15 protein-coding genes are annotated in these 24,058 nt (G+C 72.1%); 13 read left to right on the top strand and 2 right to left on the bottom strand.

What is annotated here, in order from left to right; translation table 11 throughout:
- Positions 1–49: 49 nt before the first annotated feature.
- A complete protein-coding gene (locus DFJ66_RS41385) occupies positions 50–5,479 on the bottom strand; it encodes a ThuA domain-containing protein (protein WP_121230211.1) in 5,430 nt (1,809 codons plus the stop codon).
- Between the two features lie 426 nt (positions 5,480–5,905).
- On the opposite strand from DFJ66_RS41385, the gene DFJ66_RS41395 reads away from it, so the two are divergent.
- From DFJ66_RS41395 to DFJ66_RS41435, 9 genes are all read left to right on the top strand, one after another.
- On the top strand, positions 5,906–6,652 hold the full coding sequence (locus DFJ66_RS41395; protein ID WP_121230213.1) for a class I SAM-dependent methyltransferase: 747 nt from the start codon (positions 5,906–5,908) through the stop codon (positions 6,650–6,652).
- Between the two features lie 108 nt (positions 6,653–6,760).
- Positions 6,761–8,110, top strand: a complete 1,350-nt coding sequence (locus DFJ66_RS41400; RefSeq protein WP_211351494.1) for a jacalin-like lectin — start codon at positions 6,761–6,763, stop codon at positions 8,108–8,110.
- Positions 8,110–9,690: a PHP domain-containing protein gene (locus DFJ66_RS41405; RefSeq protein WP_121230215.1), complete on the top strand. Its 1,581-nt coding sequence runs from the start codon at positions 8,110–8,112 to the stop codon at positions 9,688–9,690. Before DFJ66_RS41400 ends, DFJ66_RS41405 begins: the two co-directional genes overlap by 1 nt.
- A gap of 111 nt (positions 9,691–9,801) precedes the next feature.
- A complete protein-coding gene (locus DFJ66_RS41410) occupies positions 9,802–11,319 on the top strand; it encodes an alpha/beta fold hydrolase (protein ID WP_121230217.1) in 1,518 nt (505 codons plus the stop codon).
- A 121-nt stretch (positions 11,320–11,440) separates the two neighbouring features.
- Positions 11,441–12,199 (top strand): cellulose binding domain-containing protein, encoded by a 759-nt coding sequence (locus DFJ66_RS41415; RefSeq protein ID WP_121230219.1) that lies wholly within the window; start codon positions 11,441–11,443, stop codon positions 12,197–12,199.
- 191 nt (positions 12,200–12,390) lie between these two features.
- Positions 12,391–13,227: a vWA domain-containing protein gene (locus DFJ66_RS41420; RefSeq protein WP_121230221.1), complete on the top strand. Its 837-nt coding sequence runs from the start codon at positions 12,391–12,393 to the stop codon at positions 13,225–13,227.
- Positions 13,224–13,991 (top strand): protein phosphatase 2C domain-containing protein, encoded by a 768-nt coding sequence (locus DFJ66_RS41425; RefSeq protein WP_121230223.1) that lies wholly within the window; start codon positions 13,224–13,226, stop codon positions 13,989–13,991. Before DFJ66_RS41420 ends, DFJ66_RS41425 begins: the two co-directional genes overlap by 4 nt.
- Positions 13,954–16,044, top strand: coding sequence for a protein kinase family protein (locus DFJ66_RS41430; protein WP_121230225.1), 2,091 nt, complete (start codon positions 13,954–13,956; stop codon positions 16,042–16,044). The genes DFJ66_RS41425 and DFJ66_RS41430 overlap by 38 nt, the downstream gene beginning before the upstream one ends.
- Positions 16,045–16,125: 81 nt before the next feature.
- Positions 16,126–18,006: a polysaccharide lyase family 7 protein gene (locus DFJ66_RS41435; RefSeq protein WP_211351495.1), complete on the top strand. Its 1,881-nt coding sequence runs from the start codon at positions 16,126–16,128 to the stop codon at positions 18,004–18,006.
- A 119-nt stretch (positions 18,007–18,125) separates the two neighbouring features.
- Here DFJ66_RS41435 and DFJ66_RS41440 read toward each other — a convergent pair whose 3' ends face one another.
- On the bottom strand, positions 18,126–19,919 hold the full coding sequence (locus DFJ66_RS41440) for a serine/threonine-protein kinase (RefSeq protein ID WP_246030135.1): 1,794 nt from the start codon (positions 19,917–19,919) through the stop codon (positions 18,126–18,128).
- A gap of 129 nt (positions 19,920–20,048) precedes the next feature.
- Here DFJ66_RS41440 and DFJ66_RS41445 point away from each other — a divergent pair, with 129 nt between their 5' ends.
- The 4 genes from DFJ66_RS41445 to DFJ66_RS41460 all read left to right on the top strand — a co-directional run bounded on the left by DFJ66_RS41445 (position 20,049) and on the right by DFJ66_RS41460 (position 24,011).
- Positions 20,049–20,636, top strand: a complete 588-nt coding sequence (locus DFJ66_RS41445; RefSeq protein ID WP_246030136.1) for a redoxin domain-containing protein — start codon at positions 20,049–20,051, stop codon at positions 20,634–20,636.
- Positions 20,636–21,493 (top strand): cytochrome c biogenesis CcdA family protein, encoded by an 858-nt coding sequence (locus tag DFJ66_RS41450; protein WP_121230227.1) that lies wholly within the window; start codon positions 20,636–20,638, stop codon positions 21,491–21,493. Before DFJ66_RS41445 ends, DFJ66_RS41450 begins: the two co-directional genes overlap by 1 nt.
- A gap of 107 nt (positions 21,494–21,600) precedes the next feature.
- Positions 21,601–22,245, top strand: a complete 645-nt coding sequence (locus tag DFJ66_RS41455; protein WP_147459541.1) for a helix-turn-helix transcriptional regulator — start codon at positions 21,601–21,603, stop codon at positions 22,243–22,245.
- Between the two features lie 230 nt (positions 22,246–22,475).
- The gene (locus DFJ66_RS41460) at positions 22,476–24,011 is read left to right on the top strand and encodes a vanadium-dependent haloperoxidase (protein ID WP_121232494.1); all 1,536 of its coding nucleotides are present in this window, start codon (positions 22,476–22,478) and stop codon (positions 24,009–24,011) included.
- Positions 24,012–24,058 lie beyond the last annotated feature (47 nt).

Here is a 24,058-nt window from a genome sequence, read left to right on the forward strand (position 1 = left end):
GGGACGGGAGCGCCCGCCGGTGGGACGGGTCCCACCGGCGGGCTCGGGGTCAGATGTCCTGCCAGCAGTCGTCGTGGCCCGGCCGCGGGGTGTAGCGGCCGGTGGGTTCGACGTTGCCGGCCGCGTCGATCGACCGGTACTCCACGTACTGCTTGCCGTCCGGCTTGACCTTGATCTCCCCGCCCCGGTAGACCTGCCACTTGCCGCCCGAGATGCGGTACTCCGTGCGGGCCACGCCGGAGGTGGCGTCGGTTGCGGTGAGCTTGACGCGGTTGGCGGCCGTTCCCCGTTGGGCCTTCGTGACCGGGGGTGCGGTGTCGACCTTCACCTGGACCACCTGTTCGGCACTGGTGTTGCCGGCCGCGTCGGTGGCCCGCACCGCCACCTGGTGGGTGCCGTCGCCGACCGCCACCGGACCGGTGTAGGGGACCCACGGGCCGCCGTCCACCCGGTGTTGCAGGACCGGGCCGCCGGACGTGTCGTCGGTGGCCGTGGCCGACACCAGCGCCTTCGTGGTCCACCAGCCCTCGGGGCCGGGGGAGTTGTCCGTCTTCACGGTCAGGCGCGGGGCGGTGCGGTCGACCTTGACGGTGGTCGACTGCTCGGCCGAGACGTTGCCCGCCGCGTCGGTCGCGCGGAACGTCACCACACGCTCACCGTCGTCGGCGAAGGAGAGCGGTGCGGTGTAAGCGGTCCACGCACCCGTCCCGACCCGGTACTCGACGCGCACCGCGCCCGGCTGGTTGTCGACGGCGGACGCCGTGACGGTCACCGGGGTGGTCCACCAGCCGCCCGCGCCCGGCGTCGCCGGGTCGGTGGCGACCGACAGCACCGGAGCGGTCCGGTCGGTGGTGAGCAGGAAGTGCCGGAAGAGCGCGGGTTTCGCGGCGGTCTGGGCCCCGCCCAGGGCGAACAGGCCGATCCGCGCCCCGGTCAGGTTCGCGTTGACGACCGGCTCCAGGGCCGTCCACGTCTGCCCGTCGGCGCTGTACGAACCGGTGTAGGTGGTGCCGGACTTGGCCAGTCGCAGGTGCCACACGCCGCCGGTCACACTGGCGCTGGGCTGCGGTTGGCCGACCACGTCACCGCTCTCGGTCCGCACCTCGACCGCCCGCTGGACCGGCGTGCCGGCCTCGTTGACGGCGAGCTGGTCCAGCTTCACGTAGTTCGCGTCGTCCAGGTAGGCGATCAGGCCCGCCTGCTGGTAGCGCTCGTCGAACGCCGACGCGTCCACCTCCGTCTCGATCACCCAGTCGCCCTCGGGCGCGCGCTGGAGGATGAAGTTGCTCGGGGCGTCGGTCGCGCCGCCGTAGATGTCGCCGTTGCTGGTGTCGATGCGCAGGCTGCCGTCCGTGACGCCGTACGCGGCCGGGTTCGGGCGGACGACGGCGTTCCAGCGGCACCCGTCGAGCGCGCTGCCGGTGAAGTCGTCGTTCGGGTCTGCCGTGGCGGTGTCGTCGGGGACGACGGTGAACCAGTCGAACTCGGCGTCCACGACCGGGCGGTCACCGCCGCCGCCGACCAGCGAGAGCAGGCCGATCTTCGGGTTCACCATGCCCGCCAACGCCTTGGTCTGCGGCATCGCGGTGAACGCCTGTCCGTCCGCGCTGTAGGACGCGGTCAGGTTCTGCCCGTCGCTGGTGAACCGCACCCACACGGTGTCGGGGTACGCGGCGCCCAGCGGCGCCGTATTGGACTCACCGACCTCGTTGGGCGACCCGGCTTCCTCGCGGATGAACTGGAAGATCCGGTTCGCCGCGTCGTCGGTGTCCGACCGGCCTTCGAGCACCATCTTGGCGTAGTTGTCGTCGTCGCCGTAGATGACCAGACCGGCCTGCTGGTAGGCGCGCCGCGCCGGGAAGCGCAGCTTGGCCGTGGCCTGGAACGGGCCGGAGGGCAGGTCCTGGAGCACGATGTTGGGCGTGTTGTTGGTGGTCCCGTAGATGTCCGAGGACGCGGACGGGATCACCAGGTGCCCGTCGCGCACCGCGAGCTGCTGGTTCTCCCGCACGACGGTGGTCCACCGACCCCGGTCGAGCGTGGTGCCGGTGAAGTCGTCCGAGCGGCCGGAGAAGCAGGTCACGTCGGGCGAGCGGACGGTGATCGGGACGGTCTTCGAGCCGCTCGCGCCGCGCGAGTCCGTCGCGGTCACCTTGGCGGTGAACGTGCCGGGCGCGGTGTAGGTGTGGCTGACCGACGCGCCCGTGGCGGTGCCGCCGTCGCCGAACACCCACGTGTAGCTGATCGGGGTGTCGCCGTCCGGGTCGGTGGCCGACGCCGTGAAGTCGACCTTCAACGGCGCGGTGCCCGTGGCGGTCGAGGTGGAGACGTCGACCGCGGGGCGCTGGTTGTGCGTGACGCCGCGACCGGCGAACTCCAGCCAGTTCAGGTTGGCCAGGTAGCCGGTCGTGGAGGTGCCCTCCGGGCGGCGGGTGACGAAGAACAGCTCGGACCCGGCCGGGACGTCGTCGGCGAGCTCGGCGGTGACGGTGGTCCAGGTCTGCCAGCCGCCGGTGCCGGCGAAGCTCGCCGTGCCCGCGAGCGGGCCGTCCGGTGCGCCGACGCGGACCTCCAGTCGACCGCCCTCCGACGCCCCCGCGACGCGGAACCGCACCTGGTCGATGCCCTGGAGCGTGGCCGGGCGCAGCGAGAACCAGTCACCATCGGTGATGAACCCGATGTTCTCGCCGCCGCCGGTGTCGGAGGTGGTCTCCCTCTGCACGCCCGGCGAGTCCTCGCCGATGCCGTCCGCGGTGCGGCCGGTCGCGGTGTAGAACTCGGCTTCCTTGTGCTTGGGCTGGAGCACGACGATCGACTCGCCGGTGAGGGCGGCGGAGCCCGGGGCGCCCTTGTCGGTGTACTTCGCGGTGAGGACGCCGAAGATGTTCGCGCCCACGTGGCCCTCGTCGCCCGACATCAGCGCGAGGCCCTCGCAGCCGCGGTACTGCTCGTAGCCGTGGGAGTGCTCGTCGTGGCCCAGGCCGGGCTGCACGATCACGTCCTGGCAGTCGACCGTGCCGTCCTCGGCGTCGGTGACCGTGACCTTGTAGGACACCTGGTCGCCGAAGTCGATGAAGCCGCCGTCCGCGGGCAGGGTCAGCGTGACCACGGGCGGGGTGTTGCCGACGACGATCCGCACGTTGGCCACCGCCGACCGGCCGCCCCCGTCGGTGACGGTGAGCCGGGCGGTGTAGTCGCCGTTGGCGGTGTAGGTGTGGCTCGGCGCGGTCTCGGTGCTGTCGGTGGTGCCGTCGCCGTCGAAGTCCCACGCGAAGGTCAGCGGGTCGCCGTCCGGGTCGCGCGACCCGGCCGAGTCGAACCGCACGGTCAGCGGCGCGTGCCCGGAGGTCTTGTCCGCCTTGGCCACCGCGACCGGGCTGCGGTCGCCGCGCACGTAGTCGATGCGGTAGACGCCGCTGTCGGCGTTGTTGCCGCCGAACCCGGAGCCCCACTCGATCATGTACAGCGCGCCGTCCGGGCCGAACTGCATGGCGTGCACCCGGTTGAACGACATGCCCGGCAGCATCCGGCTGATGTCGACGACGCTGGTGCCCTCGGCGTTGAGCTGCAAGGAGAACAGCCGTCCGTCGTTCCAGTCGCCCCAGATCGCCTTGCCGTCCCAGTAGGCCGGCCACTTGCGCGTGGAGGTCGACTGCGGGTCGTACCGGTAGGTGCCGCCCGCCATCGGCGCGCCGCTGCCGCCGATCTCCGGGTTGCCCGTGCTGGTCTTGCCCTGCCAGATCTTCGTGCCGATCGCGGCGGGCAGCTCGGTGAGGCCGGTGTTGTTGGGGGAGTTGTTCACCGGGTGGGCGCAGTCGAACTGCGCGCCGGACACGCCGGTGGCGAAGTCGTAGTCGACGTACGGGGTGTTGTCGCCCACGCAGTACGGCCAGCCGTAGAAACCGGGCCGGTCCACGATGTTCCACTCGACGCGGCCGTCCGGACCGCGCTGCGGGTTGCTGCTGCCGGCGTCGGGGCCGTAGTCGGCGACCTGGAGCTTGTTGGTCTTCGGGTCCAGGCCGATGCGGAACGGGTTGCGGAAGCCCATCGCGTAGATCTCGGGCCGGGTCTTGTCCGTGCCGGGCGGGAACATGTTGCCCGCCGGGACGGTGTAGGTGCCGTCCGGCTGCGGGGTGATGCGCAGGATCTTGCCGTTGAGGTTGTTGCTGTTGGCCGAGGAGCGCTGCGAGTCCCAGGGCGCGCGGCCGGGGGTCTCGTCCAGCGGCGCGTAGCCGTCCGAGGCGAACGGGTTGGAGTTGTCGCCGGTGGTGATGTAGAGGTTGCCGTCGTTGTCGAACTCCAGCGCGCCGCCGGCGTGGCAGCACTGCTCGCGCTGGGTGGTGATGGTCAGCACGACCTTCTCGCTGCCGGGGACGATCGTGTCGCCTTGCAGCGTGAACCGGGAGACCCGGTCGACGGATTCGCTGCCGGCGGGGGAGTAGTAGAGGTAGATGTTGTTGGTGGTGGCGAAGTTCGGGTCGAGCGCGATGCCGAGGAGGCCGAACTCCTGTCCGGTGTAGACGTTCAGCGTGCCCGCGGTGACCACCGCGCCGTCCGGGCGGACGATGCGGACCGCGCCGTTGCGGTCGATGTAGAACACGCGGCCGTCGTCGGCGATCGTGAGCTCCATCGGGTTGGCCGTGGTGTCGTCGAGGGTGACCTTCTCGAAGGCGTTGGTGCGGGTGGCCGTGCAGTCGGCGTCCACGGCGCCGGCCGCGGTCTGGATGCCCTTGAGCAGGTGGTCCAGGAAGGCCGGTTCGGCGAAGGACTCGTCGGTGTGGCCCAGGCCGGTGTACCAGGAGCGCCCGCCGTCGAAGTCCTGGCACCAGGAGATCGGGTGGCTGGAGCCCATCTTGCCGCCGCTGTAGGACGTCTCGTCCAGCTCGGCCAGCACGTGCGCCTTGGCGGAGGGGTCGGTGCGGTAGTTGTACCACTCGTCGAAGCGCCGCCAGGTTTGCGGCAGCTGCGCGGTGGAGGGGTGCGCGGGGTCGGTGACCTTGATGGTCGCGTCCTGCGGGGCGGGGTGGTCGGCGAAGTAGGAGCCGACGAGGTCGCCGTACCAGGCCCAGTCGTACTCGGTGTCGGCGGCGGCGTGCACGCCCGCGTACCCGCCGCCGGCCTTGATGTAGCGCTCGAACGCGGCCTGCTGGGTGGCGTCGAGGACGTCGCCGGTGGTGGAGAGGAAGATCACGACCTCGTACTGGGCGAGGTTGGCGTCGGTGAACGCGGCGGCGTCCTCGGTGTTGTCCACCGTGAAGCCGTGGTCTTCGCCGAGCTGTTGGATCGCGGCGATGCCGGTCGGGATGGAGGGGTGGCGGAAGCCGGCGGTCTTGCTGAAGACGAGGGCCTTGAACGTCTCCTCGCCGTGGCCGGGGTGGGCCTGCGCGGGGGCGGCGGTGACGGCGAGCGACCCCAACAACGCCAGCACGACCGCGGCGACCGACCACCGTCTCCGCCCGAGCCTGGACGAACTCGCCATTGAGACCTCCCACCCGCCGGGCGCGCTGCAGCCGCCCCCGATTAGTCAATTGGTTAAACAAATTAATGAGGGCTTTTTCGCGGGGTCAAGGGCTGGGGTATGTCCACAACTCGCCACTTCCCGACCTGCCGAGAACCCCGAATCCCGCATTCGGCGGCTTTACCCGCCCACCCCACCTCCGGACACTGCCGCCCTCGCCGCCCTCGCCGCCCTCGCCGCCCTCGCCGCCCTCGCCGCCCTCGCCGCCCTCGCCGCCCTCGCCGCCCTCGCCGCCCTCGCCGCCCTCGCCGACACCGCCGCCCTCGCCGACACCGCCGCCCTCGCCGACAGCGCCGCCCGACAGCGCCGCCCGACAGCGCCGCCCGACAGCGCCGCCCGACAGCGCCGAACCTCATCAAGACCCACCCAACCCATTACCCTCCGCGAATGGGCGCGACGGAGCTGTACGACAACATCGGCACGGGCTACCCGCTGGGCCGCCGCACCGACCCGCGGTGGATGGCGGTTATCCTCGCCGCGCTCGGCACCGCCCGGTCGATCGCCAACGTGGGCGCGGGCACCGGCAACTACGAGCCCGGGGACCGGACGGTCGTCGCCCTCGAACCGTCCACGGAGATGATCCGCCAACGACCCCGCGGGGCGGGGCCGGCCGTCCGCGCGGTCGCCGAGGCGCTGCCGCTGCGGGACCGCGCCGCCGACGCCGCGTTGGCCGTGCTCACCGTCCACCACTGGACGGACTGGCGGGCCGGGCTCGCCGAGTTGCGCCGGGTGGCGCCTCGACAGGTCGTGCTGGCCTACGACACCCGGCGGCACACCGAGTTCTGGTTCGTGCACGAGTACGTGCCCGAGATCGCCGACCTGGAGCTGACTCGCCCCTCCGCCGACGACATCGCGCACGAACTGGGCGCGGACAGCGTCACGCCCCTGCCGCTGCCGTGGGACTTCACAGATGGCGTGTTCCCCGCGTACTGGCGACGCCCGGAGGCCTACCTCGACCCGCGCGTCCGCCGCGCCTGTTCCGCCCTCGCGCAGACCGATCCCGACGCGGTCGAGCGCGGCATCCGCCGGCTGCGCGAGGACCTGCGCAGCGGTCGGTGGCACGAACAGCACCGTGACCTGCTCGGCCTCGACCAGTGGGACGCCGGCTTCCGGCTCATCGTGTCGAGCGGCTGAACCCGTCGCTTTGTGTACACGTTGTTGTCATCCCACATGCATATGAAGATCTTTCAGGTAACCCCTACTCTCTCTGGTCGTCCGGCTCGAACGATCCAGGAGCGTGCGATGAGGATGGCCCGATTGGCCGTGTGTGTTGCCGCCGGCTTGATCACGGCGGTGCTCCCGTGGACGCCGGCCGCCGCGGTGCAGGTGCCCGTGCAGGTGCCCGTGCAGGTTTCGGCGTCGAGCGGGACGTTCTCGGTGCTCAGCTACAACGTCGCCGGGCTGCCGGAAGGGCTGTCCAGTGGCAACCCCGAGGCGAACACCCCGGTCATCGGGCAGCGGATCAAGCCCTACGACGTGGTGCACGTGCAGGAGGACTTCAACTACCACGCCTCCCTGTACGCCAACGACACCCACCCGTACCGCACGCCCACCAGCGGCGGCGCCGCGTTCGGTGACGGGCTCAACACCCTGTCGAACTACCCGTACTCCGACTTCACCCGCGACAAGTGGGACCGGTGCAACGGCACGGACTGCCTGACCCCCAAGGGTTTCACCTGGTCGCGCATCCGCCTCGCCGAGGGGGTGCTGGTCGACTTCTACAACGTCCACACCAACGCGGGCACGACCGACGCCGACCTGACCGCCCGGCGCGCCAACATCAGTGAGCTGTCCCGGTTCATCACCGCCAACTCGGCGGGCAACGCGGTGGTCGTCGCGGGCGACACCAACACCCGCTACACCCGCACCGGCGACAACATCCGGGAGCTGCTCACCGCCAACGGCCTCACCGACGCCTGGGTGCAGGAGGAACGGGGCGGTGTGCCGCCCGCCGCCGGCAGCCCCGCGATCACGTGCAGCGACGAGACCGTCAGCGACGCGTGCGAGGTCGTGGACAAGATCCTCTACCGCGGCAACCGGTACATCACGCTGAGCTTGAGCCGGTACAGCAACGAGAACGCGGCCTTCCGCACGGCCGACGACAAGATGTTGTCCGACCACTACCCGATCGCGGCGGACTTCCAGTGGTCGCTCAACCCCGCCCTGTCGCTCAGCGACGCGTTCGGCGGACCGCACGGCACCCCGTTCACCGACGTGGCCACGGTTCCGGTCACGCAACGGGTCACCGGGGTGGGCATCCGCACGGGTTCGCGGGTCGACCAGGTCGGCCTCACCTTCGCCGACGGCACGACGTTCACGCACGGCGGCAGTGGCGGCACCGCGCAGCAGTTGGCGTTGGCGCAGGGGGAGTACCTGAAGTCGGTCACCCTGCACTCGGGGCAGCGCGACGGCCACACCAGGATCTTCCGCGTCGGCTTCACGACCAGCACCGGCCGCACGCTGGCCGGCGGCAGCGAGACCGGCAGTGCGGTCACCTACACCGCGCCCGCCGGGTGGCAGATCGCCGGGTTCCACGGGCGTGCCGGCGACGAGATCGACTCGCTCGGCGTGATCTACACGAGGGTCGCCTGATGGCGGGCACCGATCGGCGCGGATTCCTCATCGGCACCGGGCTCGCGGCCGGCGCGGTCCTCGGCGGCGGCACCCCGGCCCGCGCCGAACGCCGGGACGGGTACCTGTGGCTGGCCGGCGACCACCACGTCCACAGCCAGTACAGCAACGACGCCATGTACCCGGTGGCCACGCAGGTGGAACGGGCGGCCCGGCACGGCCTGAGTTGGTTGACCATCACCGACCACGGCAACGTCCCCTTCGCCACCTACAGCGTCCCGCCGCTGGTGGCCGACATCGCCGCCGCGCGCCGCGACGAGGTCATGGTGTTCACCGGACTGGAGTGGAACATCCCGGCGGGCGAGCACACCACGCTGATGCTCGCGCCCGGTCGCGGCGAGGCCGGTCTGCTCCAGGAGTTCGTCACCCGGTTCGACGCACGGGTCAACGGCACCCGCGACGGCACGCCGGCCAACGAGGCCATCGCGTTGCAGGCGCTGGAGTTCCTGAAGAAGGCCGTCGCCGACCGCCGCGTCGACGACGCCCTGGTGCTGCCCAACCACCCGTCGCGGCTGGGCATCAACTCCCCGCGGGAGACCCGCGACTGGCGCGACACCGCGCCCGGCATCGTCATCGGCATGGAGGGCGCGCCCGGCCACCAGGCGGCCGGCCTCCCCGCGCCGGGCATGGCCCGCGGCCGGGGCCTGTACGACTCGTCCCCGGGCAAGTTCTCCTTCCCCGGCTACCCCGCCGAGAGCTACCGCACGTGGGGCGGCTTCGACTGGGCGACGGCCACCGTCGGCGGCCTGTGGGACAGCCTGCTCGCCGAGGGCAAGCCGTGGTGGATCACCACCACCTCGGACGGGCACCAGGGGTGCGGCGACTGGGTGAAGAACCCGGTCGACAAGCTGGACCAGCAGGGCTACGACACCGTGCCGTACGACAGCGAGGGCCACACCTTCGCCAACACCGGCCGCTTCCCCGACCCGGTCAACGCCGGCCGCCCGATCACGGAGTACAGCTCGTTCCCGCCCGGCGCGTACAACAAGACGTGGGTCGGCGTGACCCGTCGCGGGTACCGCGAGGTCATGCAGGCCATGCGAGAGGGCCGGATGTGGGTCTGTCTGGGCGATCTCGTGGCCGGCTTGGACGTCCGGTTGCGCTCTCGCGGTTCGCACGGCGGCGTGCCGATGGGCGGCACGGCCCGGGTGCGCCGCGGCGAGGTGGTGGAGGTCGTGGTCAAGATCGACCTGGCCGACCGCCCGAACTTCGCGGGTCTGGTGCCGAAGCTCGCGAGGGTGGACCTGATCGTCGGCCGCGTCACCGGCCCGGCCGCCGACCGGTCGACGCTGCGCGCGCCGGACACCAAGGTCGCGAGGTCGTGGGAGGTCCAGGGCGATTCCGTGGAGCTGGTGCACCGCATCACCGTGGACGGGCCGTTCTACGTCCGCGTCCGAGGCACGGACGGCAAGCGGAGCGCGGTCGGGTACCACGGCGCGTCGGTCGACCCGGCGGGTCCGGCGATGGACGTCGTCGGCGCGGCGGACCCGTGGGAAGACCTGTGGTTCTACTCGAACCCGATCTTCGCCACGACCACCTGACAACGCCCCGCCCGGCCGGCTCACGACGGAGGACAACCATCACGCATCGGCGTCGTTAGCTCCACAAGGGCGTCCACACCGTCGTGGGCGCCCGACGAAGTGGAGGAGCCGATGCGCACCCTGACCACCCTTGCCGCGGTGGTGGCCGTCTCCTTGGCGACAGCCAGTCCCGCCTCGTCGGCCGCCGCCGACCCGGGCACGGCGGCGGCCGAGTCGCCCCAGGACGTCTGCATCGCGGGTGTGCCCGAGACCGACCCGTTGGAGCCGGGGCCGGTGAGCATCTGCCTGAGCGTGTTCAAGCCCGCCGGCGCGTCCCACGACCACCCGGTGCCCGTGCTGCTGCACAGCCACGGCTGGGGTGGCAGCCGGACCTCCGCGCCGGGGTCGTTCCAGCGGTACCTCGACGCGGGTTTCGGCGTGGTGAGCATCGACCAGCGCGGGTTCGGGCAGAGCGGCGGCAAGGCGCACGTGGAGGACCCGGCGTTCGAGGGGGAGGACGTCATCCGGGTCGTGGACCACGTCGCCTCCCTGGACTGGGTGCGCAAGACCGGCCCCGACGACCCCGTGCTGGGTGCGATCGGCGGCTCCTACGGCGGCGGCTACCAGTTCGCCGGCGCGTTCACCGAGCTGGCGAAGACCGGGCGCACGCGGTTCGACGCGCTGGCCCCGCAGATCACGTGGCACTCGCTCAACGACAGCCTCGCCCCGCGCGAGGTCGTCCGCACCACGTGGATCACCGCGCTGTACGCCGCCGGCCTGGACGCGCACACCACGACCGTCCACGCCGGCTACGCGGAAGGGCTGGTCACCGGCGACTGGCCGGCGTCGATGGACGAGTTCTTCCGCGACAACGGCCCCGCCGCCCACGTCGCCGCCGGCCGGCGGCTGGACATCCCGGTGCTGCTGCACCAGGGCCTCAGCGACAACCTCTTCCCGCTGGACCAGGCGATCGACAACTTCGACCGGGCGCTGACCCCGCGGGCACGGGCGCGGAGCCTGCTCGTCGGCTACAACGGCGGCCACGCGCTGCCCAACGCCGTCCCCGCGGGCTACGCCGTGCCCGGCGACGCGTGCCCCGCCCGGCTCGGCGGCGCGGACTACGACACCCTGGAGCTGCGGTTCCTCGCCGAGAACCTGCAAGGCGCGCCCCGCACCCTGACCGGCCACGGCCGCTACCACCTGATGACCGCCGAGGGCGGCTGCGTCAGCGTGGACTCGGTCGCGCCGAACACGTCCTACGCCCTGCCCGACTTCGTGACCGGCACGGTCGCGCCGCACGTGGTCAAGATCGCGGACGGTCCGCTGACCGTCGCCGGGTCGCCGTCGCTGGACGCCCGGGTCACCGCGCTGGGACTGGACAGTCGAGCGTTCTTCGCGTTGAGCGTGGGCACCTCGCCGTTGGACGCGAAGGTCATCCAGAACAACGTGCTGCCGCACCGGGAAGCGGGCCTGAACCTCGGCGTCCGCCGGAGCATCGAGCTGCCTTCGGTGGCGGCGACGATCCCGGCCGGCCAGTCGCTGTTCCTCACCGTGAGTCCCGTGTCGGACATGTTCCTGTTGCACGGCAGCCGAACGCCTTACGCGATGGTGTTGCAGGACGTCTCGGTTCGGGTGCCGGTCGTGCGGTAAACCGAAGCGACAGCGGTGGTGCGGCGCTCCATGCTGTGTGCTGTCGGGCATATCGACGTGGTGCGCCGGACCACCGCCATCCGGTCGCACACGGCCAGAGGGAGTGACAGTGGTCCGTCGGATGGCGGTTGTGGTCGCGTTGGCGATGACCTTGGTGGCACCGGGGAACGCGCGGGCCGACGTGCCCGAAGTGGTGGTCGACTACGGTGGCGGGAGCTCCGCGATCATGCCGGGGTCGGGCAGCGCCGTGGTGAAGGTGTCGTTGTCCGCGCCGCCGCCTACCTCCACGACGGTGACCATCGCGCGGGACGCGTCCAGTCCGGTGTTCGTCAGCGCGCGGCGCACGCTGACCTTCACGCCGGCCGACTGGGACGTCCCGCGGTCGGTGCGGCTGATCTCGTTGCAGGGCTTCGGGTCCGGGGAGTTCACGGTCACGGGCCCGGGGGTCACCGCCGGGGTGATCCGGGCGTACTCGAGCACGATCCCGTTGCCGCCCAACGTGAACCAGGCCTGCCGGGTGGCGCTGAGCGGCGTCCAGTCCTGGACCGGCGGTTTCGGCGTCACGGCGACCGTGACCAACACCGGCCCGACCCCGCTGACCGACTGGACGGTGACCGCCCTGTTCTCCCGGGACGAGAAGGTGACCGCGGCCGGCACCGGCGACTGGGGCCAGTACGGCCGGGGCGCGGCGTTCAGCGCACCGAGTTGGCGGCGCGGCCTGGCCCCCGGCGAGTCGGTGGTGCTCGGCTTCTGGGGCACCACGACCACCCAGCCGTTCACCGTCCCGTCCCTGCGCTGCACCCCGGAGCCGTACCTGCTCCCCACCACCCCGCCGACCACGACGACGACCCCGACCACGACGGCCGCGATGTCGGGCTGATCAGGACGGGTTCGACACCCTCCACCTCCACCGCCGGACGGGTGCCGGCGCTTGGGCCGTCCGGGGGAACGCGGCGCGGAGGTGGGTTCGAGGTCGGCTGGGTGCGGGGGTTTGGGCATGATGTGCTGGCGGTGTGCCGCCGGTCACGAGGGCCGGCGGCGTTCTGGCGTGAGCGCGCACAAGGGGGTTTCGTGACCTACTCGGCCGAGATCAGTCGGGCCAACCCGTCCTGCTTCGTGTTCCTGGTCGACCAGTCGGCGTCGATGGACGACCCGATCGGCGGCGGCGCGCGGCAGCGGAAGGCGGACGTGGTGGCGGACGCCATCAACCGGCTGCTGGCCGAGCTGAGCGTGAAATGCGCGAAGGAGGAGGGGGTGCGCGACTACTTCCACGTCGCCGTCCTCGGCTACGGGCACACCGTGGGCTCGGCCTTCACCGGGCCCCTGGCGGGCCGGGACCTCGTGCCGCTCAGCCAGGTCGCCGACCAGCCGGCCCGGGTGGAGAAGCGGGCCAAGAAGGTGCCGGACGGCGCGGGCGGGCTGGTGGAGACCACGACGAGCTTCCCCGTCTGGGTCGACCCGGTCGCGAACGGCGCCACGCCGATGTGCCGGGCGCTGGCCCGGGCGGAGGCGCTGGTCTCGGACTGGGTGGCCCGGCACCCGGACTGCTTCCCGCCGATCGTCCTCAACCTCACCGACGGCGAGTCCACCGACGGCGACCCCTCGAGCGCGGCCTGGGCGGTGCAGACGCACGTGACCGCGGACGGCGCGGCGCTGCTGTTCAACCTGCACGTCTCGGCGACCAACACCGTCCCGGTGACCTTCCCCGACACCGACGTCGCCCTGCCCGACCCCTACGCGCGCACCCTGTTCGGCATGTCGAGCCCGTTGCCGCAGCACATGCGCTTCTACGCGCTCCAGCAGGGCGTGCCGGTGGGCGAGCTGGCCCGCGGGTTCGTCTACAACGCCGACATCACCTCGGTCGTGCAGTTCCTCGACATCGGCACGCGGGCCACGGAACTGCGGTGATCGCCTTCACCCTCCGCGCGCCCAAGCGGGGCAACACCGAGCGGGAGTGCGAGGACGCGAGCAGGGTCCGCCACGAGGACGGGACCGTGCTCGCGGCCGTGGCCGATGGCGCGTCGGAGAGCCTGCTCGCGGGCGAGTGGGCCGACCTGCTCACGGCGACCCTGCTGGACACGGCCCTGCTGGACACGGCCGTCGATGTCGTGGCGGACGCCGACCGGTTCGCCGCCGCGCTGGTCGCCGCAGGAAGGTCCTGGCGGGTCTGGCTGGAGGACTACGTGGCCGGGCGGGAGGAGGCCGGTCGCCCGATCGCCTGGTACGAACAGCCCAAGCTCGACCGCGGCCCGCACGCGACCGTCCTGGCCGCCCGGTTCGCCGAGGGCCGCTGGGACGCCGCCGCCCTCGGGGACAGCTGCCTGTTCCACGTCCGCGAAGACCGCCTCGAATGCGCTTTCCCCCTCCACAGCCCGGCCGACTTCGACAACTCGCCCCCGCTGGTCAACGCCTTCACGGAGGACACCGCGCTGCTCGCCCGGCACGTGCGGACCGCGTCCGGGCGCACCGAGCCGGGCGACGGGTTCTTCCTGTGCACGGACGCGGTGGCCGAGTGGTTCCTGCGCGAGACCGGGCGCGGCGGGCGGCCGTGGCGGGTGCTGCGCGGGTTCGGTGCCGACCACGACGGGTTCACCGCGTGGCTGGACGGGGTGCGGGAGGAGGGGTTGATGCGCAATGACGACGTCACCGTCGTTCACCTGGACCCCGGATGACGGGCCGGGCCGCGCGTTCCCGTCCGGCGCGACCTACGTGGACGCCCTCCAGGACACCGCGCTGTGCTTCCGCGACACCGACCTGGCCGGCGCGGAGGTGCAGCTCGACGCGCTGGGCCGGCCCCGGGCCATCTCGGGCAACTTCGCGGTCGTCTTCTCGCTGACCGTCGCGGACGGCACCCGGTACGCGGTGAAGTGCTTCACGCGCGAGGTGCGGGAGCAGGCGGCGCGGTACCGGGCGATCGGCGAGCACCTCGCGGGCCTGGACGACGACTGGATCGTCGGCTTCGACTACGTCGACCGGGGCGTGCTCGTGGCGGGGCAGTGGTACCCGGTGCTGCGGATGGAGTGGGTCGAGGGGGTCGGCCTGATCCGGTGGATCGAGCGGAACCTGGACGACCCGCAGGCCCTGGCCCGCGTCGCCGAGCGGTTCGCCGAGGTGACCGGGCGGCTCGCCGCGGCCGGTGTCGGGCACGGCGACCTCCAGCACGGCAACGTCCTGGTCACCGGCGACGGCACGGTGAAGCTGGTGGACTACGACGGCATGTTCGTGCCCGCGCTGGCGGGGATGTCGGCCACCGAGACCGGGCACCGCAACTACCAGTCGCCCGACCGCACGGCCGCCGACTTCGGCCCGGAGGTCGACCGGTTCTCCGCGTGGGTGGTCTACCTGTCGCTGGTGGCGCTGGCGGTCGACCCCGCGCTGTGGCGGCAGTTGCGCGACGAGGACGCCGAGCACCTGCTGCTGGCCGAGCCGGACTTCACCGACCCGGCGGGGTCGTTCGCGCTGGCCGCCCTGACCAGCCACCCGGACCCGCGCCTGCGGGCGCTGGCCCGCCGCTTCGAGGACGTCCTGCGGGACCACCGCGCCGCGCCACCGCCGCTGCGCCCGCTGGACGACGTCCCGGCCGCGACGGGCACCGTGCTGCCGTCGTGGCTGGAGGACCGGCTCGAACCGCACATGCCGACCCGGCCGCCGTTGGTGCGGTTCGCCGAACGACCGGGGGCGCGGACGCTGGCCTCCTGGTCGCTGATGGCGTTGCTGCCGCTGGGCGCTCCCCTCGGGTTGGTGAGCGAGGCCGTCGCCGCGGCGGACGCGCTCGCCGTGGTGGCGTGGACGTCGGCGACCTACGACCGCACCCCCGAACGCCGGGGCGCCCGTGCCGCGCGGGCGGAGCGGCGCCGCCTCCGCGCCGCCCGGGAGTCGGCCGCCGCGAGGGTCGCGCGGCTGGAGGAGGAGGGTCGGCGGCTGACCGAGAGGGCGTCGGAACTCGAGGAGGAGCACGACGACAAGCGCCGCAACCTCCAGATCTGGCACAACACGCGGTTGGTCGCGCACCGGGAGTCGGTGAAGCAGCGGCTGGAGCGGGTCGACCGCGACCGCAGGGCGGCGTTGGCGCGGTCGCACGCGGAGGAGCAGCGGCTGCTCGCGGTGCGGCAGAAGCAGCACGTGCGGGTGGAGCTGGCGAAGTCGTCGCTGGCCGAGACCGACATCGAGGGCCTGTTACCGGCGCAGGTCGCGAACCTCCAGGCGGTCGGCATCCGCACCGCCGCGGACTTCGTGGGCCTGCACCACGAGCCGGACGGGCCGCTGTTCGTGCTGACCGACGGCAGGCGGGTGCGCGTCGGCGGGGTGCGCTCGGCGGAAGCGACCCGGATCGACCAGTGGCGTGAGCGGTTGACGCTCGAAGCCAACCGCAGCCGCCCCACCTACCTGACCGCCGCCGACCGCAAGCCGTTCCGCGAGCGCTTCGAGTCCGAGAGCGCCGCTCTGGACGTGGTGCGCGACCAGGTCCTGGAAGAAGCCAAGAAGGCCGAACGCGACCTCATGGAAACCCTGCGCGTGGAACAGCTCCTGCTGGCCGACGAGCGCAAGGCCGCCAACACCGCCCTCGCCCGAGCCCGCGCGACCCACGACCGGGAGTCCGCGCAAGCGGCGCGGGACCTGGAACTGGCCCAGCGCGCCGCCTCGGACGCCACCGCCCAGGCCGACGCCTTCACCTTCGTGAACTACGTGCGGTACCTCCGTTTCACCGTCACCGGCAAGCCGTGAGGCGGGACCCCTCCCCTGGGACCGGTCCCGCCATGCGTCCGGCAGCGTGTCGCCGCAGACACGTCCGACCAGGAGGTCCACTTGAGACGACAGTACGCGGCGGCCACAGCGGTGCTGGTCGCCGCCGCAACGTTGAGCGGCTACCACGCGGTGGCGTCCGCGGCCGGTTCCCCGTTGGCGATCGCGGAAGTCACGGCCCTCACCCACGACGGCAACGTGCCCGCCAACACCATCGACAACGACCTGACCACCCGCTGGTCCGCCGAGGGCGACGGGGTGTGGATCCGGTACGACCTCGGTTCGCCCCAGACCGTCGGTTCGGTGTCGATCGCGTGGCACAAGGGGGACACCCGGCGGGCCACCTTCGACGTCGAACTGTCCGACGACAGCACCACGTGGACGACCGCGCTGGCCCGCAAGGTCACCAGCGGCACCACGCTCCAGCCCGAGACCTACGACTTCGCCGACCGCTCCGCCCGGTACGTCCGCATCGTCGGCCACGGCAACACGTCCAACGACTGGAACAGCATCACGGAGACGAAGGTCCTCGGGGCGGACGGCGACGGCGGCGGTGGCGGCACCTGCGCCTACCCGGCGAACGTGCTGGACCTGAAGAACTGGTACATCGGCCTGCCCACCGGCCAGAACGAGGCACCGACCAACGTCTACCAACCGGCGCTGGCCACCTACTCGGCCGACCCGTGGTTCGTCGCGACCCCCGACTGCGCCGCGGTCCAGTTCCGCGCCGCCGTCAACGGGGTCACCACCAGCGGCTCGAGCTACCCCCGCTCGGAACTGCGCGAGATGAACGGCACCGCCAAGGCGAGCTGGTCGTCCACCTCCGGCACGCACACGATGGTGATCGACCAGGCCATCACCGCGCTGCCCGCGGACAAGCCGCACGTCGTGGCCGGGCAGATCCACGACGCCTCCGACGACGTGTCGGTCTTCCGCCTGGAGGGCAGCAGCCTCTACATCACCAACGGCGACACCAGCCACCACAAGCTGGTGACGAGCAACTACGTGCCGGGCACGAGGTTCCAGGCCAAGTTCGTGGTCGGCGGCGGCCAGATCAAGGCCTACTACAACGGCGTGCTCCAGACGACGATCACGAAGAGCTTCTCCGGCGGCTACTTCAAGGCGGGCGCGTACACGCAGGCCAACTGCACCAACTCGGCGCCGTGCAGCGACACCAACTACGGTGAGGTGAAGGTCTACGGCCTGACGGTCACCCACGACCAGGCGGCGACCGACGAGACGCAGGCCGCCGTCCGGTACGGCTGGGGCACGCCGCAGCCGATCTCCGACGAGTTCGACTACACCGGCCCGGTCGACCCCACCAAGTGGGCGGTGCCCTCGGGCACGACCGGCGGCACGGCCGGGTGCTGGCCGGGCCACGCCGAGAACGGCCGCCGGTGCGCGAAGAACAGCACCGTCGCCAACGGCATCATGACCATGCTCGGCGAGGCCAACGGTGACACCGGCTGGCTGCGGCAGAAGCTCGACACCCAGTACGGCCGCTGGGAGATCAGGTCCCGCTCCCGCAACGCCGGCACCAGCGGCGGCCTCTACCACCCGCTGCACCTGATCTGGCCCACCGCGGGCAACCGGCTGGAGAACGGCGAGTACGACTGGGTCGAGTACTCCGACCCGGACGCCCAGTGCCTGACCGCGTTCCTGCACTACCCGAAGAGCCCGACGGACAAGAAGGAACGTCGGGACCTCTGCCCGGTGGACATGACGCAGTGGCACAACTTCGCCTTCGAGTGGACCGCGCAGGGCCTGGCCGGCTACGTGGACGGGGTCGAGTGGTTCCGCCTGGCCGGCGGTGCGAGCACCGACCGCGGCGACATCCAGGCCATGCCGTCCGGGCACCTCAACATCCAGCTCGACAACTTCACCGGTGCGGGCGGCCTGCGCCCGGCGGTGTTCGAGGTGGACTGGGTCCGGTTCTACCGCTGACCCCCGCGGCGAAGGCGCGAGCCGCCGGGGGCGATGAGCCCACGGGAAGGGCCTCGGTGCCCTTCCCGTGGGCCTGCTCGGAGGCGAGCGTCGCTGTCTTCGCGCTTCCCGCCGCAGCCCTACCGCGGCTCCCGCCCGGTGCGGCGCACGACGTCCTTCACGTAGTCCACAGTGGACTGACCGGCCTTCGCGAGCACCTGGTCGGTGTTGAAGTTCCAGGCGAACAGGCGGTGCCCGACGAGCTCGGCGATCGACTCGTCGGTCAACAGCGCCCACACGTCCTCGGTGACGACCTTCGCCGGCGTGCTCTGGTTGCCGTACGCGGCCACCATGACCGGCCCGTACGTGCCGAGTGCGCGGACGCACCCCCGCACCCGCTCGACGTTGCCGTCGGGCTGCTTGGCCAGCACGGACTGGAAGTCCGAAGCGGCCAGCGTGTCGGCGAAGCGCTCGAACATCGCGGGGCCGGCGCCCGTCGACGGGTCGTCGTCGTTGGCCTGCCACGCGTCCCAGCCCATCGCGACCAGCGCGTTGGGCGCTTCCTCGCGGATGGCCTGCCGGGCTTCGAGGTAGTGGTCCTGCAAGGCGTCGTAGTACGCGGTGGTCTGCGGGTTGGCGGCGTACGAGCCGTCGACGCACGCGAACTTGTTGACCTCGTTGAACAGCGTCACGTAGAGGGGTGGTCCGTCCGGCCGGCCGGCGAAGGTGCGGGCGAGGGTGCGCATGTGCCGGAGGAAGTCGGGGGACAGCGGGTGGGGCCGGCCGCACCCGACGCCGTACTTGGTGTCGACCGGGATCTCGGGGTCGTCGCCTTCCCAGTTCGCGACGACCACGTGCAACGCGTAGCCCTGCGCGTAGGCGTCGGCGATCAGGGTGTCCCGGGCCCGTTGGAGCTTGGTCAGGTCGCCGGGCTTGTGGTAGTTGGTGGTCAGCATGCGGACCGGGGCGTCCCGGACCAGGTCGAACGCCAGCGCCGTGTTGATCTGGTCGCCGACGCCGTACAGCAGCTTGGCCTGGCCGTCCGCGGGCAGCAGCCCGGACCCTTGGCGCCGGGACTCCCCACCGGTCGGCGTGCCACCGGGTGCGCTCGCGCCGCCGGGTGCGCTCGTGCCGCCCGAGCGGGAGGACGTGACCGCGTAGGTGGCGACCAGTGCCGCGGCCACCCCGAGCCCACCGGTCAGCAGCAGGCGCCGGGACACCGCCCGACCGGAGCCCGTCAACAGCCGCGCGGCCTGCTCGGCGCCGGGTCGGCGGTCCGGGTCCCGGTCGGTCATCCGGGCCAGCACGCCGGCCAGCCGCGGGTCCGCGCGGGGGTGGCCCTCGACGGCGGTGGACAGCGTCACGCCGAGCGCGTACACGTCGGTCGCGGGTGTGGCGCTCAGGCCCGCGACCGTCTCCGGGGCCAGGTAACCGGGCGTTCCGGCGGTCCGCTCGGTCCCGGTGAAGGTGACCTGGCCCCACGACGCCACGCCGAGGTCGGCGAGCTTCGCCGTGCCCTCCTCGGTGACCAGGACGTTGGCCGGGGTGACGTCGCGGTGCACCATGCCCTTGGCGTGCATGGCGGCCAACGCGGTGGCGATCTGCGCGCCGACGCGCCCGGCCTCGTCGGGCGCCAGCGGACCGTCGGCCCGGGTGATCTCGGCCAGGCTGCGCGCGGGCAGGTACTCCATGACCAGCCACCGCTGCTCGTCCTCGACCACCGCGTCGAAGACGGAGATCACGTGGGGGTGGTGCAGCCCCGCCCCGATCCGCGCCTCGCGCCGGATGTCCTCCCCGTCCCCACCCCCGGCCCGCTTGAGCGCCACCACCCGGCGGAGCTCGAGGTCCGTGGCCCGCCACACGACCCCCATACCGCCCGCTCCGACCAGGTCCTCCAGCCGGTAGCGGCCGGCGATCACGTCACCACTACGCACCGATCCAGCCTAGTCACGCTTCGAAGTCGAAGCGCATCGACCGGGTGAACCCGTTCGCGCCCCGCTGTCAGGGTTTCGTAATAACCGATCCGGTGGTCGCCGATCCGGACACTGCGGCATGATCGGGGCGTGATCTTCCGCAGCGCGTCGTCGCGCCGAGCCGCCCTGCCCGCCCTCGTCCTGCTCGCCGTGGCGGCGTGCGGGTCGCCGACCGCCGGCGGCGGGGCGTCCACGGCCACGACCACGACGACCACCACGACGACCTCGGCGTCCGCCACGAGCACCACGACGTCCGGCCCGGCCGTGGTCGTCCCGGAGCAGCTCCGGTTCACCGCGAAGACCGTCGACGGCGCGGACTTCTCCGGGGAGAGCCTGGCCGGCAAGCCCGCCGTGCTGTGGTTCTGGGCGCCGTGGTGCCCGAAGTGCCAGCGGGAAGCGCCGGGGATCGCCTCGACCGCCAAGGGCGCCTCGTCGGTGACGTTCCTGGGTGTCGCCGCCCTGGACAAGGAGCCCGCGATGCGCGAGTTCGTGCAGCGGTTCGGGCTCGGCGGCTTCACGCACCTCGCCGACGTGGACTCGGCGGTGTGGAAGCGGTTCGGGGTCACCGCGCAGCCCGCGTACGCCTTCATCGGCCGGGACGGCAAGGTCGAGGTGGAGACCAGCCAGCTCGGTGAACAGGAGCTGAAGGACCGGGTCGCCGCGCTCGCGGGGGCGTGATGACCGAAGGGCTGCTGCTCGCCCTCGTCGCGGGCATGGTCGCGACGGTGAACCCGTGCGGGTTCGCGATGCTCCCGGCCTACCTGGCCCTCGTCGTGCAAGGGCACGGGGGTGGTTCGCGGGTCGGGCGCGCGCTGGCCGCCGCGGCGGTCATGACGGCCGGGTTCGTGGTGGTGTTCGGCGTGTTCGGGCTGGTGATCGCGCCCGTGGCGGCGTCGGTGCAGCGGTTCCTGCCGTTCGTCACGGTGCTCATCGGCGTGGCGCTGGTCGTGTTCGGCGTGCTCCTGGTCGCCGGGAAGACGATCAGCCTGATGGTGCCCAAACCCACCAAGGGCGCGCCGACCGCCCGCCTGGGCTCGATGTTCGGCTACGGCGTCGCCTACGCCATCGCGTCGCTGTCCTGCACCATCGGCCCGTTCCTCGCCGTCGTCGGCACCACGCTGAGCGGCGCGAACCTCCTCGAGGGCGTGGCGGCCTTCCTCGCCTACGCGCTGGGCATGGGGCTGGTGGTGGGTGTGCTCGCGGTCGGCGCGACGCTGACCGACAACGTCCTCGCCACGCGCGCGCGGACGTTGCTGCCGCGCATCTCCCGCATCGGCGGGGTGTTGCTCACCGTGGTCGGCCTGTACGTGGCGTACTACGGCGTTTACGAGTTGCGGTTGTTCTTCGGGGACGCCGACCCGGCGGACCCGGTCGTGGACTTCGCCGGCGTCGTGCAGGGCGCGTTGGTCGACGCGGTCACCGCCGTCGGTCCGTGGCCGTTCGTCGCCGTGCTCGTGCTGCTGGTCGTGGCGGGGGTCGTGGGCGTCCGCCGCCGGGCCGCGCGCCGGCGAGCGCCGGCTGCAAGCGATTTGTAAGTCCACAATGGACTGGTTGTGGACGGAAGGGGTTGTCGCACCTAGGATTTCGATCATGCGCCACCGCTGGGGAAGTGGCGTTGGGGATGTGATCCTGGGGGTGCGAATTGTCGCGAGAACTGCTGCCGTCGTCCTTGAGATGCCTGTGCACGAGACCGTCCCACCTGCCCGCGCGCGGGGTGGTCGACCGCGCTGAGGTCGACCGGCTCGAACGCGAACTGCTGCGCAACGCTTACACGGAGTCACGGTTGTTGTCCGTGGACGACCGGCCGCGGCACGACCACGAGGACGGGGCGCTCATCGGCGTGCGCCGTCGCACGCTCTACACCGCGAAGTCCCTGGACGACAACGTGGTGCGGCAGTCCATGGGGGAGGTGCGCGTCCTGCGCGGACGGCCGGCGAGAGGAGTGCTGGTGGTGGACGACGTGGCGGTGCTGCGCGCGGGTGCCGCCGGCGCGGTGGTGGTGCGGGCACCCGAAGTGGTGGCGCTGGTGGCCGCGTACTTCGACGCGCTGTGGACGGACGCGGTGCCGCTGGGGGACGGCGACCACGCCCCGGTCGACGGGCTTTCCGCCGTGCAGCAACGGATCGTGCGGCTGGCCGCCGGGGGCTTCAAGGACGACACCATCGCCCGGATGCTCGGGCTGAGCACGCGATCGGTGCGGCGGCACCTGGAGAAGCTCGCGGCGCGGGTGGGCGCCACGAACCGGCTCTCCCTGGGGGTCGCCGCGACCCGGCTCGGCTGGGTCTGAGTCCACACACGCAGGCGAACGGGGTGTCCCGCGACGGGGCACCCCTTTTCTCGTGCCGCCGACCGGTTCTCAGCATCTGTCCGCTTCCGGTCGTGTCCGCTTCTCCCCTCCCGGTGCCCGTTCGCCGATCCGATGATCGTCGCGCGGCGGGCACCGCCGCTCTCCTCCGGCGGACGCGGGACGTGGGCCGGGGGTAGGGGGATGGCGACACGAGGAGCGAGATGAGCCGGATGACGGCACGACGACGTCTGGGCCTGCTGGCCGTGACGACGTTGACGGTGGGGGGCACTCTCGGCGGGCTGGTCCAGCCCGCTTCGGCGGCGCCGGCGAGCGACCCGGTGCTGTACTGGAACGACGTCCTGCTGGAGACCTACAAATCGGTGGGTGGAGCGCCCGGTCCGCTGGCCAGAGGCGGCGCGATGGTGCACGCCGCGATCTACGACGCGGTGAACTCCATCACCACCGTGGGCCAGCCCTACGTGTACAAGGCCGAGGCGCCGACCGCGTCGGTGCGCCACGCCGTCGCGTACGCCGCGCACGACGCGCTGGTGGCGGCGTTCCCCGGCCAGGACTTCTCCGACGAACTGGCCACGGCCCTGGCGGACGCGGGTTCGGACACCGGCAACGGCACCGCCCTGGGCAAGGCCGCCGCGGCGGCGATCGTGGCCAACCGCGCCAACGACGGTTCCGGCGACACCACCCCGTACCAGGTGACCAACGGGCCGGGCCACTGGCGGCCCACCGGGTCCGGCACCGCCGCGACCCCGAACTGGGGCAAGGTCAAGCCGTTCACGATGACCTCGGGCGCGCAGTTCCGGCCGCAGCACCCCGCCGGGTACTCGTCCATGACCGCGCTGCTGGCCAGCCCGGAGTACGCGGCGCAGCTCAACGAGGTCAAGAGCCTGGGCAGCGCGAACTCGACCACCCGCACCGCCGAGCAGACCCAGATCGCGCACTTCTGGGCCAACGACCTGGACGGCACCTACAAGCCGCCGGGCCAGCTGTTCAAGCACACCCAGGTCGTGGCCGGCCTGCGCGGCCTCGGCACGGCCGAGAAGGCCCGCCTGTTCGCGCTGGTCGCGCTCGCCATGGGTGACGCCGGGATCGTGGCTTGGGACCGCAAGTACCAGACCGACATCGACCTGTGGCGGCCCGAGTCGGGCGTCCAGCTCGCCGACACCGACGGCAACGCCGCCACCGACGCGGACCCGACCTGGCGTCCGCTGTCCAAGCTCCGCGACGGCACGCCCTTCTCGCCGCCGTTCCCGGCCTACACCTCCGGGCACGCCACCTTCGGCGGCGCGTGGGCGGGCGCGATGAAGTCGTTCTTCGGCACCGACAACATCACCTTCACCGGCGGCACCGACGACCCGTACGCGCAGGGCGTGCAGCGCACGTTCACCAGCTTCAGCGCCGCCGCCACCGAGAACGCGCGCAGCCGCGTCTACCTGGGCGTGCACTACCAGTTCGACGGTGACTACGGCGTCTCCTCGGGCAAGGCGATGGCCGAGAGCGCGGCGGTGCGGTTCGTCCGCGCGTCGGGTCCGACCACGCCGGGCGTGGTCGGCTGCTCCTTCGGCGACCTGTACAAGACCTACAGCAACGGGACGTTGAAGGACTACGACGTCTCGCCGAACCGGGACACCGCGGTGCAGGTCCACTTCGCCAGCAGTGACGGCGTGGCCCAGTACGTCACCATCGACAGCGGCTTCTTCAAGGGTCGCAAGGGCTGGATCGGCGGCTCCTGCGTCAAGTTCACCGCCTGACGGGTACGGCGGCGGGCTCCCCTCCACCCGGGAGGGGAGCCCGCCGC

It is taken from the genome of Saccharothrix variisporea (genome assembly GCF_003634995.1).
Lineage (GTDB): Bacteria > Actinomycetota > Actinomycetes > Mycobacteriales > Pseudonocardiaceae > Actinosynnema > Actinosynnema variisporeum.